The sequence below is a fragment of the Streptomyces sp. CA-106110 genome, assembly GCF_050936285.1.
Lineage (GTDB): Bacteria > Actinomycetota > Actinomycetes > Streptomycetales > Streptomycetaceae > Streptomyces.
On record NZ_JBNJNB010000001.1, the window covers coordinates 11,583,590 to 11,598,042 of the forward strand.

Consider the following 14,453-nt stretch of genomic DNA (forward strand, 5'->3'; position numbering starts at 1 on the left):
GTGATCAGATTTGGCGACGGTGAGGGCCCTGACCGTCGCGTACCGAGCGGTGGCGGCAAGCGTCGTTTCGGTCGTAAATGATCAAGCGTTGTCCGATACTCGGCAAGTGGGGATCCCTCTGGGGCTCGCTCACAACGCGTTGTTGTCGGAGTGGTGGGCTGACTTGCACCAACAACATTTCTCGGACACCAGAGGGAGCGGCTTTCATACGTATGGCGGTGACGGGGTGCCCAGTTGCCGGACAACCTCGCAGACCTGGTCGGCGGCGGTGTCGAGTTGATCGTCGACCACGGCCAGATGAGCACGCGCTGTGCCGTTGGTGCCCACCACGCTAACCACCGCGGCTAGGAGGTTAACGCTGTTGTACTCGACAGACGCCTCGGGCTTCATGTCGCGACTGGGTGCACGGCGACGCATGCGAGCCTTCGTCGCGCAGCGTCCGCTCGACGGAGAGACGGAGAGGGGTACGACCGCTGGACTCGAACCTGCGGCCAAGCGCTTAGCCTTGATCCACCGGTTTGATGTCTGTGGATAACTCCGCTTGAAACGAGGAAGTGCCTTGTGACCTGCGATGATGGGAGTTCTTCAGGCTTCCAGCACGCACAATCAACAAGGCACTTCCGAGATGCAAGTTTCCCATACCCCGGCGGCGGTCTCCGCTGCGTTCGATGAACCGAATCTGATCGCGTGTGCCGGGCTGGTCCCGGTGATGCGGCTGGCCGAGCGGTGCGGGCTTTCCCGCATGGTGGCCGACATGGTGAGACTGACCCGGACGAAGAACGGCGCGAGCGCGTCGGCGGACGCCAAGGTCGCCAGCATCATGGGCGGCATGGCCGCAGGCGCGGACAGCATCGACGACCTGAACGTTCTGCGCCACGGTGCTATGCCGGCCGCGTTCGGCGGCATCCGTGCCCCCGTCCACGCTGGGCACGTTCCTGCGCGCCTTCACCCACGGCCATGCTCTCCAACTCCACGCCGTGCACCGCCGGTTCCTTGGCGCACTGGCCGCGCACACCCCGCTGCTGCCCAGCGCCGACGCAATGGCGTTCATCGACATCGACTCCACCCACAAACGCGTCTACGGACGTACCAAGCAGGGCGCCGAGTACGGCCGGTTCAAAGGCATCCGCACCCTGCACCCACTGCTCGCCACGATCTGCACCCCGCAGTCGAGACCGGTGATCGCCCAAGTCCGCATGCGCCGCGGCAGGGCAGCCGACGCCCGCGGCGCCCCCAAATTCGTCAGCGAGGCCCTGGCCACCGCCGTTGAGGCCGGCTGCACCGGCACCCGTATCCTGCGCGCCGACTCCCAGTTCTACAACGCCGGTGTCATCGCCGCCTGCCGCCGCAGTGGGGCTCACTTCTCGATCACCACCGGCATGAACCCCTCCATCAAACGGGCAGTCCTCAGCATCCCCGACGAGGAATGGCAGCAGATCAGCTACCCGACCGCGGTGCCCGACCCCGAAACCGGTGAACTCATCTCAGACCCTTCAGGTGGAGATCAGCGGCCCCGCTGTAGTTTGAGGACCGGTGGGTGGCGGCCGTGCCGTGGGGTGTTCGGCTTCGCGGGCATGGTTGCGCCGCCTGTGACAGGCGCGGGCGACGGCCTGGTGGCAGCGTCGCCACCAGGACCAGTGCAGGCCGTGGCGGATCCGCTCGGCCGGGGTGGGCTGGGGTGCCATCACCCACAGCAGTCGGGCGATTTCATACGCCGTGAACGCGATAGCGGCGGTGCCGGTAGGGCTGGTGGGATCGGCGAGGTCCCCCTGTGTGGCCGGGAGGCGTGTCCAAGCTGGCGTGCAGGATCTCCGCGACGCGGTCGGGGCCGGGGGCGGGCTCCTCGTCGCGGGTGGCGGCCGCGGCCTGGACAGCCAGGAAGGCCGCGGCCAGCTGGGCCAGGGTGATGTGCCGGTACCAGCCGTGGAAGGAACGCACCTCGTAATCGGCCATCCCGGCGGCCGACTTCGCGAGCTTGATCGCTTCCTCCACTCGCCAGCGGGCCCCGGGTACACAGACCAGCTCTTCCACGGTGGTCTCGGGCGGGCCCCAGGCCAGGTAGTAGTCGCGCCCGGTGGGGGTCTGCGGCCGTCGCCGGGCGATGAACCACCGCGCCCACGCCCCGTCGCCGGTCTCCGCCTCAGGGTCGGGGATAGGGCGTACCCACCACTGCCAGACGCGGGAGTCGAGCTGGGAGGGGCCGGCCGGCAGGGTGACCCAGTCGTCCTCGGCGGCGTGCCGCTCCACCAGCCTCGCGGCGTGCCGCCAGCCGGGACGGGGCAGCACCGTGTGGTTGGCCTGCACGTTCACCGCGTAGGGCAGATGGTGCTCCTCCAGGAAGACGCGGAAGGCGCCGTCGCGTCCATAGACCTCATCGGCGGCCACCCACACCCGGTCCTCGGGAAGGTTGGGCAGCGTACGGGCGATCATCTGCTCGGCCAGGCGGGGCTTGGTGGCGAAACCGACGGTGTCGGGGACGTGTGCGGCGCGGCAGCGGGCCCGGTCCTCGGTCCATTCCCGGGGCTGGTAGATCTCCCGGTCGATCAGTGCCTGCCCGCGTCCGGTGGCCCAGGCGGCCATCACCCCGATCTGGCACGGGAAGACCCCGCCGAGCGTGCCGGAGTACTGCCTGGCCACCCCGACCGAGGCCCGGCCCTTCTTGGCGAAGCCGGTCTCGTCGACCACCAAAACCCCCGCTCCGCCGGGCCCAGCTCCCCTCCCGCCGTCGTCCAGGCCATCGATGACGTAGCGTCGGGTGAAGTCCCGCAGCGCATCGACGTCCCAGACCGAGCGGTCCAGCAGATGCTGCTGCCCCCACGGCTCGGCGTCGCCGCCGTACTCGGCAAGCTGCCAGCCATTCTTGCGTGACACCGGGGAGAGCAGGCCGCGGATGCACCGCGCGGCCCGCATCCGCAGATCCGCCCGCGGGAAGATCCCGCCAACCTCCACCAGCAGGTTCTCCAACTGATCGGAGAACTCCTCGGCCCGCTCCCGATCGGTGATCTCCGGCATAATGTCCAGTAACTCCGCCTTCATACAAGGCAGTTACCCCCACACGATGACCGAGGAACTACAGCGGGGCCGCTGATCTCCAACTGAAGGGCTAGGGGTTCCCCTGCTGAAGAATCCGGATGGCGTTGCCGAACGGGTCCCGGAGGCTCATGTCAGTGCCATAGAAGTGGTCGGTGGGCTCCTGGGTAAAGTCGGTGACGCCGCGTGCTTTGAGGCTTTCGTACAGCGCCCGGGCATCGTCCGTGTTCAGGACGAGGCCGCCCAGGGCGCCCTTCGTGATCAACTCGCGGAGCTGCTCAGCCGTCGCGTCGTCGTGCAGCGGCGGGCCCGGCTGCTCCAGGGAGATCTCAGTACCGCTGTCGCCAGGGACGCGGACGGTCAGCCAGCGGTAATCGCCCTGCTGGACATCATTGCCCTTTTCGAGCCCGAGCTTGTTGACGTAGAAGTCCAGCGCCTCGTCCTTGTCGAGGACGTAGATGGACGCGACATTCAGCTTCGTGATCATCCTGCGTTTTTCTCCTGTGCAAGCGGTGATTGGAACGTCCTCAGCCTAGGGAGCCGCCTCGGCGGTGGCTTATCCAAAACTGCTCGATCGTGTCGCCACCGGTGCCGCCGCCCGCGGTCGGGTGTTCGCCATCTGGACACAGTTGGGCGCGACGATCGGCCCATTGCCGCTGCGGTAGCCCGACGGCGTCTCCCCTACGATCTTCCGGAAGGTCCGGCTGAAGGTCCCCAGGCTGGTGAAGCCGACGTCGAAGCAGACGTCGGTGACGCTGCGGTCGGTCTCCCGCAGCAGGAACATCGAGCGCTCTACCCGCCGCCGCTGCAGGTAGCGATGCGGCGTCTCGCCGAACACGGTGCGGAAGCAGCGGCTGAAATGTGCCGGTGAGATGTGGGCCACCGCAGCGATGACACGAACGTTGAGCGGCTCTGCGTAGGCACGGTCCATCGCATCGCGCGCGCGGAGCAGGCGGCGGTTCAGGTCCTCGACCTCTCGGCTCACGCCGCAATGCTATGGACATCGGGGTGGAGGCCGCCACAACGGCGTAACGGCTCTGCTGTGCCAACGCGGTCGGCGGAGCGGCTTTTTGGACTGGAGCTGCCTTCGGCTCCTCAAGTCCGCCACAGATGACTCTGCGTGCCGGGGTAAAGGGGGCCGCAGCGAGGTCGCCTGGCTCCCTCACCTGCGGGGCAGCTAACCTGGCCCAATATGTCTGTGCCCATAGCTGATGTACTCAGGCGGAGCTGAGTAGTTGCGCTCTGGTCGGTGATGGGATGAGCGGAAACGCTTGGGTCATGCGTCATGGACTACTGAGACCTGTTCGCCAGCTGTTGTCGATCCTCGTGCTGGCTGGGGTGTCGCTAGCAGCGTGGGCTGCCTGGCTGGGCTGGGACCAGCATCGTGACGTGCAACCCGATGGCACGACGACCGGTCCGTACGAGGCGTGGCAGGTGATCGGGCTGGTGCTTACTCTGCTGGCCCCGGTTTGCTGGGCGGCATCCCGGCGCTACATCGCAGGCGCTGTGCTCGGCACCACGGTCGGCCTCACCGTTGCTGCCTATTACGACTGGTCGGACGACTCCAGCGGCCTCTTCATGGTCGGCGTGGGGATGGTCATGATGGGGAGCCTCGTCGTGACCGCCATCGTTTCCGCCGTGATCGCCTCGGCGAGACGAGACGGACGGCGGATTGGAGCTTGACGGCGCGCTGCACCGCCCCCGACAGGCACTGTTGGTTTGGTGCGGCGACTGCTCCGTTGCCGCCAGAGACACGAAACGCCCTGGAGGAAGATCCCCGCTGGGGCGTTTTGGATGGTGGCGTACGGCAGGACTCGAACCTGTGGCCAAGCGTTTAGGAGATGTGGGCACACCCCAGTTGGCTGGGCCAGCAAGTCTGCGGGGCTTCCGTGACAGGCCGCCGGGTGTTGTCGTCGTCCGCACTCGTTGCCGTCAGCGTTGCCGTCACTGCCGTCCGGGCCTTGATGACCCGTCTCACCGAAGTTTGGTCGGTCTCAAGGAAGTTTGACCACAGCGCTCAGCAGCGACCCGAGCTGGTGGAGCAGTGTCAGAACGGCGGTTCGGTGGAGTGGGTGCCGGCCCAAGGATCGTCTGCCGGTGCGGGCTGCGGGCGTTGTTGGAGGACTTGCACCGCTTCCTCGATGCGGCCGAGGTCGATGAGGCACTTGGCCCGGAGCGAGGTGTTGCAGGCCGGGTGCCGTTCAAGAACGGAGAGGGCCTCCTCGGCGCGGCCGGCCGTGGCGAGGAGGTCGGACAGAGACCAGGCCGCGTACCAGGTGTCTTGTTCGGGGTGCGTCTGGGTCTGCTCGATTGCTTCGTCGAGCAGGCCGAGGCGAACCATGAGAAGGAGCCGGATCCGGAAGAAGTCCCAGTCTTCCTTGCCGCCGCGGCGCGTCTTGAGAATGTCGAGGTAGGCCAGGCCGTCGGGGGCCCGGCCTTGGTCGGCGTACAGGGTGCACAGCGTGTGGACGATCCAGTCCTCCGCGCCGCCAGGCCGGTCGGCGAGGGTACGCATCACTCCGATCGCCTCGTTGCCCTGCCCGTGCCGGACCAGGAGTTCGGACAGCGGGACGGCCACGTGCCACATGCCGTCGGACTCTTCAGCGAACGTCCGGTAGACGGTGATCGCTCCTTCCGCATCGCCGCGCTCCTCAAAGACCTCGGCCAGGCGCTGCGCGGCGTGCCCGTGGTACTCGGAGGCCGCGTACGCGCGCAGTTCCTCGATCCGGTCGTGTCTGGCCAGCAGGTCGGCCAGCGCGTCGCGGCCGTTGACCGAGGTGCTATCCCGGCGGCGCAGCAGGTCGATCGCCTCCTCAATCCCGCCCTGTCGTTCCCGGATGGCGGCGAGCAGAGGGAAGGCGTTGGACGGTTCGAGGCGGAGCCTGCCGCAGTCGGGGTCGTCGCAGGCCGGGACCGCCGCGGCGATGCGGGCCTCCAACAGCGCGGCAGCCTCCTCGTCCAGACCCGCGACTTCGGCGACGTCCACCAGGCCCTCGGCGAGGAACCAGTCATCGATTCCGGGCCGCAGCAGCGCGAACGCATCGGCGCCGTGGCCGTGACGGGACAGCAGGCGAGCGAAGAAGTTCAGGACCAGCCGGTCCCCGGCCTCCGCGTACGGGCGGCACAGCGCGATCGCCTCGTCGGCCCGCCCCCAACCCTCCAGCAGCTCGGCCTGGGCTTGGGCCGCTGGCCACCAGCCCGTCGCGATGTACGGGGCGAGCACCTCCAGCGCCCGCGCGTACTGCTGCCGATCGCCCAGCAATCGCGCCCACCCCAGCGCGCAGAACCACTCCCCGCGGCCGGCCTGCAGCTCCACCTCCCGCTCATGGCCGAGCTCGAGAAGCCGGGCTACCAGTGATGAAGGAATGCAGCCCGTCAACGTTCGGGCCTGATAGTCAAGATCAGCAGCGTCCACGGCTCCGCACCCTAGACCCCAACGTCGCTTGATTTAGGCAGCTGATGCCATCTGTCGAGGCGGAGGCGACGTCTCGTCATATGTGGTGATCTGCGGGATGGCTGGGCTGTTCGGTGGTGCGGGGCGTTGGTCTTGGGGGAAGAGCTGGAGCTCGATGGTGTGGGTGACGTGGGTGGTGGCCGGTTCGTCGGGTCGCAGGCTGCGGTAGCCGGTGCCGCTGCGCTTGGTGGCGCGGGGTGCGGCGCGTCCGGGGCGGGGCTTGACGGCCTCGCGGATCAGGTCGTCCTGGACGTCACGGACCTTGGCGGTCAGCTGGCGAGGGGGAAAAGTCCACGCCGACGGAGCGTCGGGCGGCGGCGAGGGTCTGCTTGAAGCTGATGTGCGAGACGGGGAGGTGGGCGCGGTGGGCGGAATCGGCGGCCAGCTGGTGGAGGGCCTGGTAGAGGCACAGCATGGCCCACAGTTCCTGCTCGACCATGGCGGGGCTGTTCGAGCGGAGGGTGGCGGTTCGCCCGCCGCGCTGCTCGATTTTGATGTGTTTGAAGATCGTTTCGCTGGTCCAGCGCGCCGTGTACAGCTCCGCCAGCTCGCGGGCGGGCGCCGAGGCCGGGTCGAGCAGCGTGGTGATCAGACAGAACAGCTCGGAGGTCTCCCCGCTCGCCCCGTCCTTATCGAGGGTGGTGGTCAGCACCGTGTACTCGATCACCCGCACCGTGATCCGCGCCCCGCGCGGGCCGTTGAGGTGGGAGAGGTAGGTGCCGTCCGACAGGACGTGATCCACCGGCAAGGTGAAGGAGTCCGAGACGCGCCAAAGGAGTTGGGCGCCCCTGTCCGCGGCGGCCTGCCACAGGCCGAAGGCGGGAAAGCCTCGGTCGGCCATCACGAGCATCCCCGTGTGCAGGTGCACCAGCAGGCGCCGTGCCAGGGTCCGCTCACCCACCGCGAAGGAGTCGAAGACCGCGCCGATCATCGCCTTGGTGCCGCACTCCACCAGTGCCAGCAGCCGTACCTGCGGATACGGACCGGGCCGGCCTCCGTTGGAGGCGCGGGTGTAGGCGGCGGCGTTCGCCTCGCTGTCCGGCACGTCGAGCAGGGAGCCATCCAGGGAAGCCAGGCGCAGGCCACGCCAGAAGGCACCGGGGGTGGCCGGACTCCCGCTCGCCCCTGCGACCCGGTCGAACAACAACCGGAGCGGACCGGGCCCCACTCGCTGGCGGGCCAACGTCAGTGAGCCCGTGCCGGCCGGCCGCCACTCCTCACCCCGTCGACGCGGCCAATGCTCCACCAACTCCCGCAGCACCAGCCCGTATCCGTTTCCCGTGAACAGCCACATCGTGAGCACGAAGTACACCACCAGCCGCGACGGCAAGGACCGAGTCCGCTCCTCCCGCGCCCCAGCCTCGTCAACCACAAAGTGGCTCTCCGGGCATGAGTGTGGGCTGGTGGGTGGGATCTCGGGGTCAATGTATTGATCGGGTTGGATCGTTCCGCCTGGGGTGGTGAAACGTAGGACGCGCACGGGGCGGACCGTAGATTCGGAGGCTGTCGAAGGCCGTACCGAAGCTACAGGAGTCCACGCACCGTGCGCGTCACCACCGCATTCAACCGCCTCCTGGAGCTTCCTGGCGTGAGCGTCACCGACGTGTCGTTCGGCGAGGACCGAGTGATCGTGGACGTGGCGCTGACCCGCCGGTGTCTGGCCTGCCCGGAGACCGGCTGCGGTTTCACCACCCGCACGCGTTACGACACCAGGCCGGTGTCCTCCTGCTGGAGGCACCTGGACCTGGGCCGCTGGGGCCTGGTCGTCCGGGCCGGCCTGCGCCGCCTGCGCTGCCCCGAGCACGGCGTCAAGATCGAAGCCGTGCCCTTCGCCCGGCACCACTGCGGCTTCACCCGCGACTTCGAGGATGTCATCGCCTACCTGGCCACCCGCACCGACAAGACCACCATCACCCGCCTGCAGCGCATCGACTGGCACACCGTGGGCCGCATCTGCGCCCGCGTCGTCGCCGACGGCCTCGACGAGGACAGACTCGACCACCTGGTCACCATCGGGGTGGACGAGGTCAGCTGGAAGAAGCACCACAACTACCTGACCCTGGTCACCGACCACACCGGCAAGAAGATCGTCTGGGGATCCGAGGGCAAGGACAGCGAGACCCTGGACGAGTTCTTCGATGAACTCGGCCCCGAGCGCGCTGCAGAACTGGCCGCGGTCAGCATGGACATGGGGCCGGCCTTCGCCAAGAGCGTTGGCGAAGAAGGCCACGCCCCGCAGGCCGTGATCTGCATCGACCCGTTCCACGCGGTCAAGCTCGTCGGTGACGCCCTGGACGCCGTGCGCCGCGAGGCATGGAACGAGCTGCGCCAACTCGGCGATCAGGCTGCGGCAAAGAAGTTCAAGGGCGCCCGCTGGAGCCTGCTGAAGAACCCGGAGAACCTCACCGACGAGCAGGCCACGACCCTGCGCAAGCTCAAACGGAAGGGCGGCGGAGTCTGGCGAGCCTACCGGCTCAAGGAATCCTTCCGCGCGATCTTCGCCGGGGACCTGGACGCCGGCGAGGCAGGCGAGTTGATCGACCGCTGGATCTCGCAGGCCCAACGCTCCCAACTGCCCGCGTTCATCAAGGCAGCCAAGACCATCCGCAAGTTCCGCGACGGGATCCTGGCCTCCATCCGCCTGAAGATCAACAATGGTCGGGCCGAAGGCCTCAACAACCACGTCAGGCTACTGATCCGCCGCGCCTACGGCTTCCACACCGCCACAGCCGCCCTCGCCCTCGTCATGCTCACCTGCGGACCCATCACCCTTGTCCTACCCCACGAACGACCCCGAACCCGGACCGGCTGACCCACATCCATGCCCGGAGAGCCCACAAAGTCAACCAACTCGGGCGTAAAGGTCCGCGACAGCAGCCCCATCCGGATCCGCTCCGGGTACGTCTCACCAGCTATGTGACCCCTCGACACAAGAGCGAGATGATAGGCGATCTTAGACTATCCAAGCGACGTTGCCCTAGACCCCGCCTCTGACACGGCTCCGGATCAGCGAGCGGTGAAAGTCCGATGAGACGAAGTCCAACCCCGTGAAGCTTCGGTGAGACTGATCAAACTTCGGTGAGACGGGTCACTTGACGCGACCGCCGCTTTACAAGTTCGACTTCGGCTCCCAGCGATCTGCCGGAACAATGAGCGGCGGCGGCTCTCCGATCCGCTGGAGGCCCGTTGGATCCGCCACCGTCCGACGACGTTGATGTCAGCAATGGATGTCAGAGACCTTCTGATCCGTAGCTCTACAGAGATCGGGCGACAGCGGTCATACAGGTTGCTCTGTGGTCTTTCGAGGTCACTGCTGGGCGGGGACGATTGCTGTGGTTGCTGTACTCCGCTGCTGTACCGTCCCCGTCACCAATCCCGCCAGGAGTCGGTGATCTCAGTCAGAGGGGGCCGGCGTAGCCGTGGGCGTCGGGCTCGTGCTGTTCAGGGTCCGAGGTCGGCGTCGGCCTTGTGGCCGCGCCAGCGGTGCTCTACGTCGCTGTTCCGGCGTCGGCTGACCTCGGACGGCCCAGGGGCGGCCGGGTGGCCCTCACAGGCAACTGCCCGTACCCGGCTGCGGCTCCGTGCGATGATCAGGCCCGCGTGATGGGACACGCGAATGGAGGGGTGGGACGTGGACTGGTTCCTTGTGGGCGCGGCTGCGGCGGGCTTTGGCCTGTTGGCTGTGGGCGGTGTCCTGGCGTTGGCCACCGGTTGGCTGGCGCCGTGGCTGCGAGGCCGCGTAGTTCGGCCGGACCTGTGGGGGTATGGGACGGTGTCGCTGGCCGCGGGCCTGGCGACGGTCATGTCCTTCAGGGTGGCAGGGGATTCGGAGATCGTGCTGGATATGCTCTTCGTTCTCGCCATGGCGTTGCTCATCCTGGGCGGCCTGCTTCAGAGGCGCTCGCTGCGTCGCCCCGCAGACCAGTAACCGTCAGCCTTTCGGCCGTTCTGCGTCGTCTACGGACGACTTCTGATCTTCCTCAACACAGCTTCGCGGGTGAACACCTGCGGTGGAATCCGACGTGCCATCTCTGACCAGGGGCATAGCCGTCGACAATTGTCGTCGTCGGCCGCCCTCGGACGGCCCAGAGACGGCCCCGCAGGGTGCCGAATCACGGCCCTCGATGCCAGACCACCGCTTTAGGAGTTCGATCGCGACTCTGCTCCGCCTGCTGGAATCCTCATTCATGGGCAATATCAGGTCCTCCAGCATCCGGTTCGATCCGTCGCAGTCCGGCGGCGTTGATGGCACCAATGGATGTCAGCCGTTGCCGTCATGCTCGCGCGCCCGTCGCCGCTTGGGCAGAGGATGCGTGCGCTCCCAGAGCGCGAGGGCCGTGAGGATCAACGCCATCAGGAGAACAGCAGCGGACACCACCCTCCACACGCCATGCCCCGTGATCGAGTTCTGCGCAAACCACGCCACGCTGAGAAGCCACAGGAGTGCGGCGCAGAGTCTGCGTACGCCTGGGTACACCTGTCGATCGACTCCCTTCCTGGAGTTGCGGAGCCGGTCAGCCCAGCGAGGAGCCTACTCGCGAACCGCCCAGGCTCACGGCTCCGGAGTGTTTGTGCCGATCGAGCCTCGTATCCCGCCTGACCTGCACGGGAGCCAATCCGTTTTGGTACGGGGACACCGACTGTGTCGGAGCTGTGTCGCAGGCGCCGCGTTTGCAGCGGTCGGGCACTGCGCCGGCCGCTCTCCCCGTGTGGGCGGAGAGGCGCTGGGCGCCGTGGATCAGAGACTGCTTCGTCCCGAAGGAAGTTTGTTGGGCACTTAACCTCGGGCTGGTATGTCTCTCACCTGCTGCGACGGTCCGTAGACGTTCGCGGTTGTTCGCCGCTGTGCGCTGGCGTTGTCAGGCACTTAGACACTCACTGTTGCTGCCCGTTGATTTCCGCTCAATCGGGCATACGGTGGATACGACGGAGTCGCCAGGCGTGGATCTCGCCGTAGAGCACGGATACCGCAAGCGCGAAGAGCATGGTCTCTATGCTCGCTGACCACCGTTCAGGCACCCACCAGTGACCCATGACCGCCCACCCAGCGGCGATCGGCACGGCGAGGAGGTAGCCGCGCAGACGCACACGCAGGGGACGCATATCGTGCCGTGGTTCAACTGCCATGATGGCCCTGTGTCATCGCGGGATAATGCCTGATCACAAGCGTATGCTGCTCACCTTTGCCCGGTGGGTCAATGCTCCAGCAGGGACTCGGTGTTGGATCACGTATCGGCAAGTTCTTCTGGAAGCGATGAGCCAAGTCCCTCACGTGCGGCGGTCCGCCTTAGCTGCCCGCGTGACCTGCGCCGATGCTGGGGCCAGTTGTCGTCATCTGTCAACGTCGGTTCGCCTCGGACGGCCCAGAGTCGGCCCAGGGATACAACCTCGTGCGGGGGTGGTCTCCCTGCATCAACCGGAACCTGTCAAAGCGATCAAGGCAGGCATGTCGTTCTAATGTTGCGCCGGTATCAGTGGGCCTGCTGGTGTCGGCTTGTTGATCCAGGCCGCTGCGGGGAGCTTTGGAGGCTCGGGGGGTTTGCGGACGAAGCGTTCGGGGTGCTTCGCGTAGACCGTCTCCAGGACGTCGGCTCGCATCTCACGGAGTTGTCCGGCGAGGCCGAAGTGCACGTCGTAGGGGGTGTGCAGGCCGATCCCGGAGTGCCGGTGCTCCTGGTTGTACCAGGTGAAGAAGCGGGTGCACCACGCGCGGGCGTCCTCGAGGGAGCCGAATCGGTCGGGGAAGTCGTGCCGGTATTTGAGGGTCTTGTACTGGCTCTCGCTGTAGGGGTTGTCGTTGGACGTCTTTGGCCGGGAGTGTGACTTGGTGACGCCGAGACCCGCCATCATCTGGGCGACGTTCTGCGCGACCATCGGGGACCCGCGGTCGGAGTGGATCGTCAACTGGCCTGGTCCGATGCCGTACTTGGCGATCGTCTCGGACAGGAAACGCTCCGCGAGATCCTTGTTCTCGTGGGCGGCGATCATCCAGCCCACGGTGTAGCGGCTGAAGATGTCGATGGTTGTGTAGAGGCAGTAGTAGACGCCCGTCACCGGCCCCTTCAGCTTCGTGATGTCCCACGACCAGACGCGGTTCGGAGCCTCGGCGACCAACTCGGGGACTGTCCGGGGCGGGTGGACGGCCTGGCGGCGGCGTTCACGGACCTCGCCGCGCCGGCGCAGGAGCCGGTACATCGTCGATTCCGAACACAGGTAGACGCCACGGTCGAGGAGGACGGCGTAGATCTCGGCGGGGGCCATGTCGGCGAACTCCGGGGAGTGCAGCACGTCGAGGACCCGTATCTCCTCCTCGGGCGAGAGCGCCCGGGGATGCCGCCGCCGTTCGCGCCGCGGCCGCTGGGGCGCGGGGCTCTGGCGGTGGTGGCGGTAGTAAGTGGCCCGGCTCACGCCGAGCGCCGCGCACGCCTGGACCCGTCCGACCAGCAAAGTGAGCTCTTCGAGGGCCTGGTCGCGGGCGGTGTCGAACACCACGGCCGCGACCTGGGCTTCGCTCACTGGTTCTTCTCGCCGTGCCGGGTCGGGGCGCTGTCCGTGGCGAACTGGTCGAGCAGCGCGGAGAGTTTTCCCTGCACCTCGATGACGGTGCGGGCCTTGGCCAGATCGGCCTCCAGCCGGGCCTTCTCCGCCTTGAGCTTCTCGATCTCCTTGTCCCTCGGGTCCGCCTTCGGCCTCCCGGCCGGGGCGGCGAGCGCGTCCAGGGCACCCTTGTCCCGCTGCTGCCGCCACGTCGTGATCAGCGACGAGTACAGGCCTTCTCGCCGCAGCAGAGTACCCTTGCCCTTCTTGTCCAGCGTCTCGTACTCCGCGAGGATCCTCGCCTTGTACTCCGCTGTGTACCGGCGCGGGCCGGCGGAACGGGCTGCTACCTGCGGATCAGGGGTCCCGTGGTCGTTGGTGCTGGCCACCTGGGCACTACTCCTTCTCCGCCCTCGACTCAATGAATCATCCAGTATGCCTGACTCGGTCTACTTTGGCAGAGAGGGAACGGCACGAGCCGACGGCGCCCGTTTTTATGCGGTGGACGTGGCCGTAGGCCGCCTCCAGGACAACTGCCGTGCCTGCCACGGATTGGTCTTCGTGCACGGTGATCACTTGGCCGGGCTGGAGGTGTCGCCATTGGGAGGGGTCAAGAGGAGCAAGGCGTACCGAGGCTTGCCTACCGGGCTCCAAAAAGGGTGTGAACTCCACCCACAGCTGGGCAATGTTGAGGGCCGGTTCGCCGGTCGGGGTCCGGTTTCCGATGTTCCACATTGGTCGCAAGACGCCAGCACCGGGGATGGGCGTCTGCCGCCGCGCTTCGGTGGACGGGCGGAGGGTAAGGTCGGCTCGGATGATGCCGTTGCGAGTCTCGTAGCAGCGCCAATGGCACCAGGCCTCACTCTTCTGCAGCCGCATCTGTTCGGCCGCAGTGGCCAGGGCTTCCCAGAAGCCGAGCGGCGGTCGGCTGCGTTCGCGGGGGTTGCGGTACTTCGCTGCTGTGCCACAACGGGACAGAGTGCCAGGTCATCGCTTTCCGCGCTTGTCGCGCCTGACGTCTTTGATCCAGTCGCGAACACCGAGCACGTCCACGACGAAGGACGCCACTGACGCGACGGATCTCAACACGCGAGATATGAGCGACGCTGCCAGATCTTCCATGGTTCCCCCTGATCGGTAGGAGTACTTTACAGCGCGGGCAGCACGGGTAGCGCGGTCGGTGGGGAGTCTCAATAAACGCAGTCAAGCGCCGGCGCAACGCGGCTGCGAAGTCCCTGACCTGGGGCGGAGCGTGGTCGGCGCCGCTGCTCCGAGTGAGTCCCCGCCACGTCCCGCCGGAACAGGCACGCAGTGGGCACGACGGCCCGGTCGATCTTGCGTGCCACATCCTTATCAGGTCCCGTAAGTGATGGTGTCCCGTCTCAGTAGGGTTCAGTCGATGCCGTTGAGAGCGAGCGAGTGCTGAGCGACA

General features: G+C 66.9%; 12 protein-coding genes and 2 pseudogenes. 4 read left to right on the forward strand and 10 right to left on the reverse strand.

All coding sequences use genetic code 11. The features are described from left to right. Positions 1-204: 204 nt before the first annotated feature. Both ACQEXA_RS53570 and ACQEXA_RS53575 read right to left on the reverse strand, forming a co-directional pair. Entirely contained in the window at positions 205-330 is a 126-nt protein-coding gene (locus tag ACQEXA_RS53570; RefSeq protein WP_432921678.1) for a hypothetical protein, read from the reverse strand. A gap of 276 nt (positions 331-606) precedes the next feature. Next, positions 607-822, reverse strand: coding sequence for a hypothetical protein (locus ACQEXA_RS53575; RefSeq protein ID WP_432921675.1), 216 nt, complete (start codon positions 820-822; stop codon positions 607-609). 56 nt (positions 823-878) lie between these two features. Between ACQEXA_RS53575 and ACQEXA_RS53580 the strand changes: the two are divergent. Continuing rightward, a pseudogene (locus tag ACQEXA_RS53580) lies at positions 879-1,424 on the forward strand (transposase); the annotation flags it as partial. A 283-nt stretch (positions 1,425-1,707) separates the two neighbouring features. Here the strand turns inward: ACQEXA_RS53580 and ACQEXA_RS53585 are convergent. From ACQEXA_RS53585 to ACQEXA_RS53595, 3 genes are all read right to left on the reverse strand, one after another. After that, positions 1,708-3,036 carry an IS701 family transposase gene (locus ACQEXA_RS53585; RefSeq protein ID WP_432933157.1) on the reverse strand — a complete coding sequence of 443 codons (1,329 nt, stop codon included), beginning with the start codon at positions 3,034-3,036 and terminating at the stop codon, positions 1,708-1,710. 67 nt (positions 3,037-3,103) lie between these two features. Further along, entirely contained in the window at positions 3,104-3,517 is a 414-nt protein-coding gene (locus ACQEXA_RS53590) for a VOC family protein (protein ID WP_432921669.1), read from the reverse strand. Between the two features lie 69 nt (positions 3,518-3,586). After that, positions 3,587-4,015: a helix-turn-helix domain-containing protein gene (locus ACQEXA_RS53595; protein ID WP_432921666.1), complete on the reverse strand. Its 429-nt coding sequence runs from the start codon at positions 4,013-4,015 to the stop codon at positions 3,587-3,589. 293 nt (positions 4,016-4,308) lie between these two features. Between ACQEXA_RS53595 and ACQEXA_RS53600 the strand changes: the two genes are divergently transcribed. Continuing rightward, complete coding sequence (locus ACQEXA_RS53600; protein ID WP_433133718.1) at positions 4,309-4,713, forward strand: hypothetical protein; 405 nt, start codon at positions 4,309-4,311, stop codon at positions 4,711-4,713. A gap of 364 nt (positions 4,714-5,077) precedes the next feature. Here the strand turns inward: ACQEXA_RS53600 and ACQEXA_RS53605 are convergent, their stop codons facing one another. Together ACQEXA_RS53605 and ACQEXA_RS53610 are read right to left on the reverse strand one after the other, a co-directional pair. Continuing rightward, complete coding sequence (locus ACQEXA_RS53605; RefSeq protein ID WP_432921657.1) at positions 5,078-6,346, reverse strand: tetratricopeptide repeat protein; 1,269 nt, start codon at positions 6,344-6,346, stop codon at positions 5,078-5,080. Between the two features lie 391 nt (positions 6,347-6,737). Next, on the reverse strand, positions 6,738-7,964 hold the full coding sequence (locus ACQEXA_RS53610; RefSeq protein ID WP_433133720.1) for an IS4 family transposase: 1,227 nt from the start codon (positions 7,962-7,964) through the stop codon (positions 6,738-6,740). Positions 7,965-8,027: 63 nt separating this feature from the next. Between ACQEXA_RS53610 and ACQEXA_RS53615 the strand changes: the two genes are divergently transcribed. Next, positions 8,028-9,296, forward strand: coding sequence for an ISL3 family transposase (locus tag ACQEXA_RS53615; RefSeq protein WP_433128623.1), 1,269 nt, complete (start codon positions 8,028-8,030; stop codon positions 9,294-9,296). 819 nt (positions 9,297-10,115) lie between these two features. Beyond that, positions 10,116-10,412 (forward strand): hypothetical protein, encoded by a 297-nt coding sequence (locus ACQEXA_RS53620; protein WP_432921654.1) that lies wholly within the window; start codon positions 10,116-10,118, stop codon positions 10,410-10,412. A 974-nt stretch (positions 10,413-11,386) separates the two neighbouring features. Here the strand turns inward: ACQEXA_RS53620 and ACQEXA_RS53625 are convergent. From ACQEXA_RS53625 to ACQEXA_RS53635, 3 genes and pseudogenes are all read right to left on the reverse strand, one after another. Beyond that, positions 11,387-11,611, reverse strand: coding sequence for a hypothetical protein (locus tag ACQEXA_RS53625; protein ID WP_432921648.1), 225 nt, complete (start codon positions 11,609-11,611; stop codon positions 11,387-11,389). A 327-nt stretch (positions 11,612-11,938) separates the two neighbouring features. Next, positions 11,939-13,410, reverse strand: a protein-coding gene (locus ACQEXA_RS53630) for an IS3 family transposase (RefSeq protein WP_433133722.1) whose coding sequence is annotated in 2 segments (ribosomal slippage) — positions 11,939-13,071 and positions 13,071-13,410 — 1,473 coding nt in all. Because the reading frame shifts where the segments join, the coding sequence is not laid out codon by codon here. Positions 13,411-13,447: 37 nt separating this feature from the next. Beyond that, positions 13,448-13,942, reverse strand: a pseudogene (locus ACQEXA_RS53635) (hypothetical protein); the annotation flags it as partial. Between the last annotated feature and the right edge of the window lie 511 nt (positions 13,943-14,453).

Coding starts and splice junctions, on each gene's coding strand:
- ACQEXA_RS53585 (WP_432933157.1), bottom strand. CDS start 3,036: ATGAAGGCGGAGTTACTGGACATTATGCCGGAGATCACCGATCGGGAG.
- ACQEXA_RS53575 (WP_432921675.1), bottom strand. CDS start 822: ATGATGCTGGCGACCTTGGCGTCCGCCGACGCGCTCGCGCCGTTCTTC.
- ACQEXA_RS53600 (WP_433133718.1), top strand. CDS start 4,309: ATGCGTCATGGACTACTGAGACCTGTTCGCCAGCTGTTGTCGATCCTC.
- ACQEXA_RS53625 (WP_432921648.1), bottom strand. CDS start 11,611: ATGGCAGTTGAACCACGGCACGATATGCGTCCCCTGCGTGTGCGTCTG.
- ACQEXA_RS53590 (WP_432921669.1), bottom strand. CDS start 3,517: ATGATCACGAAGCTGAATGTCGCGTCCATCTACGTCCTCGACAAGGAC.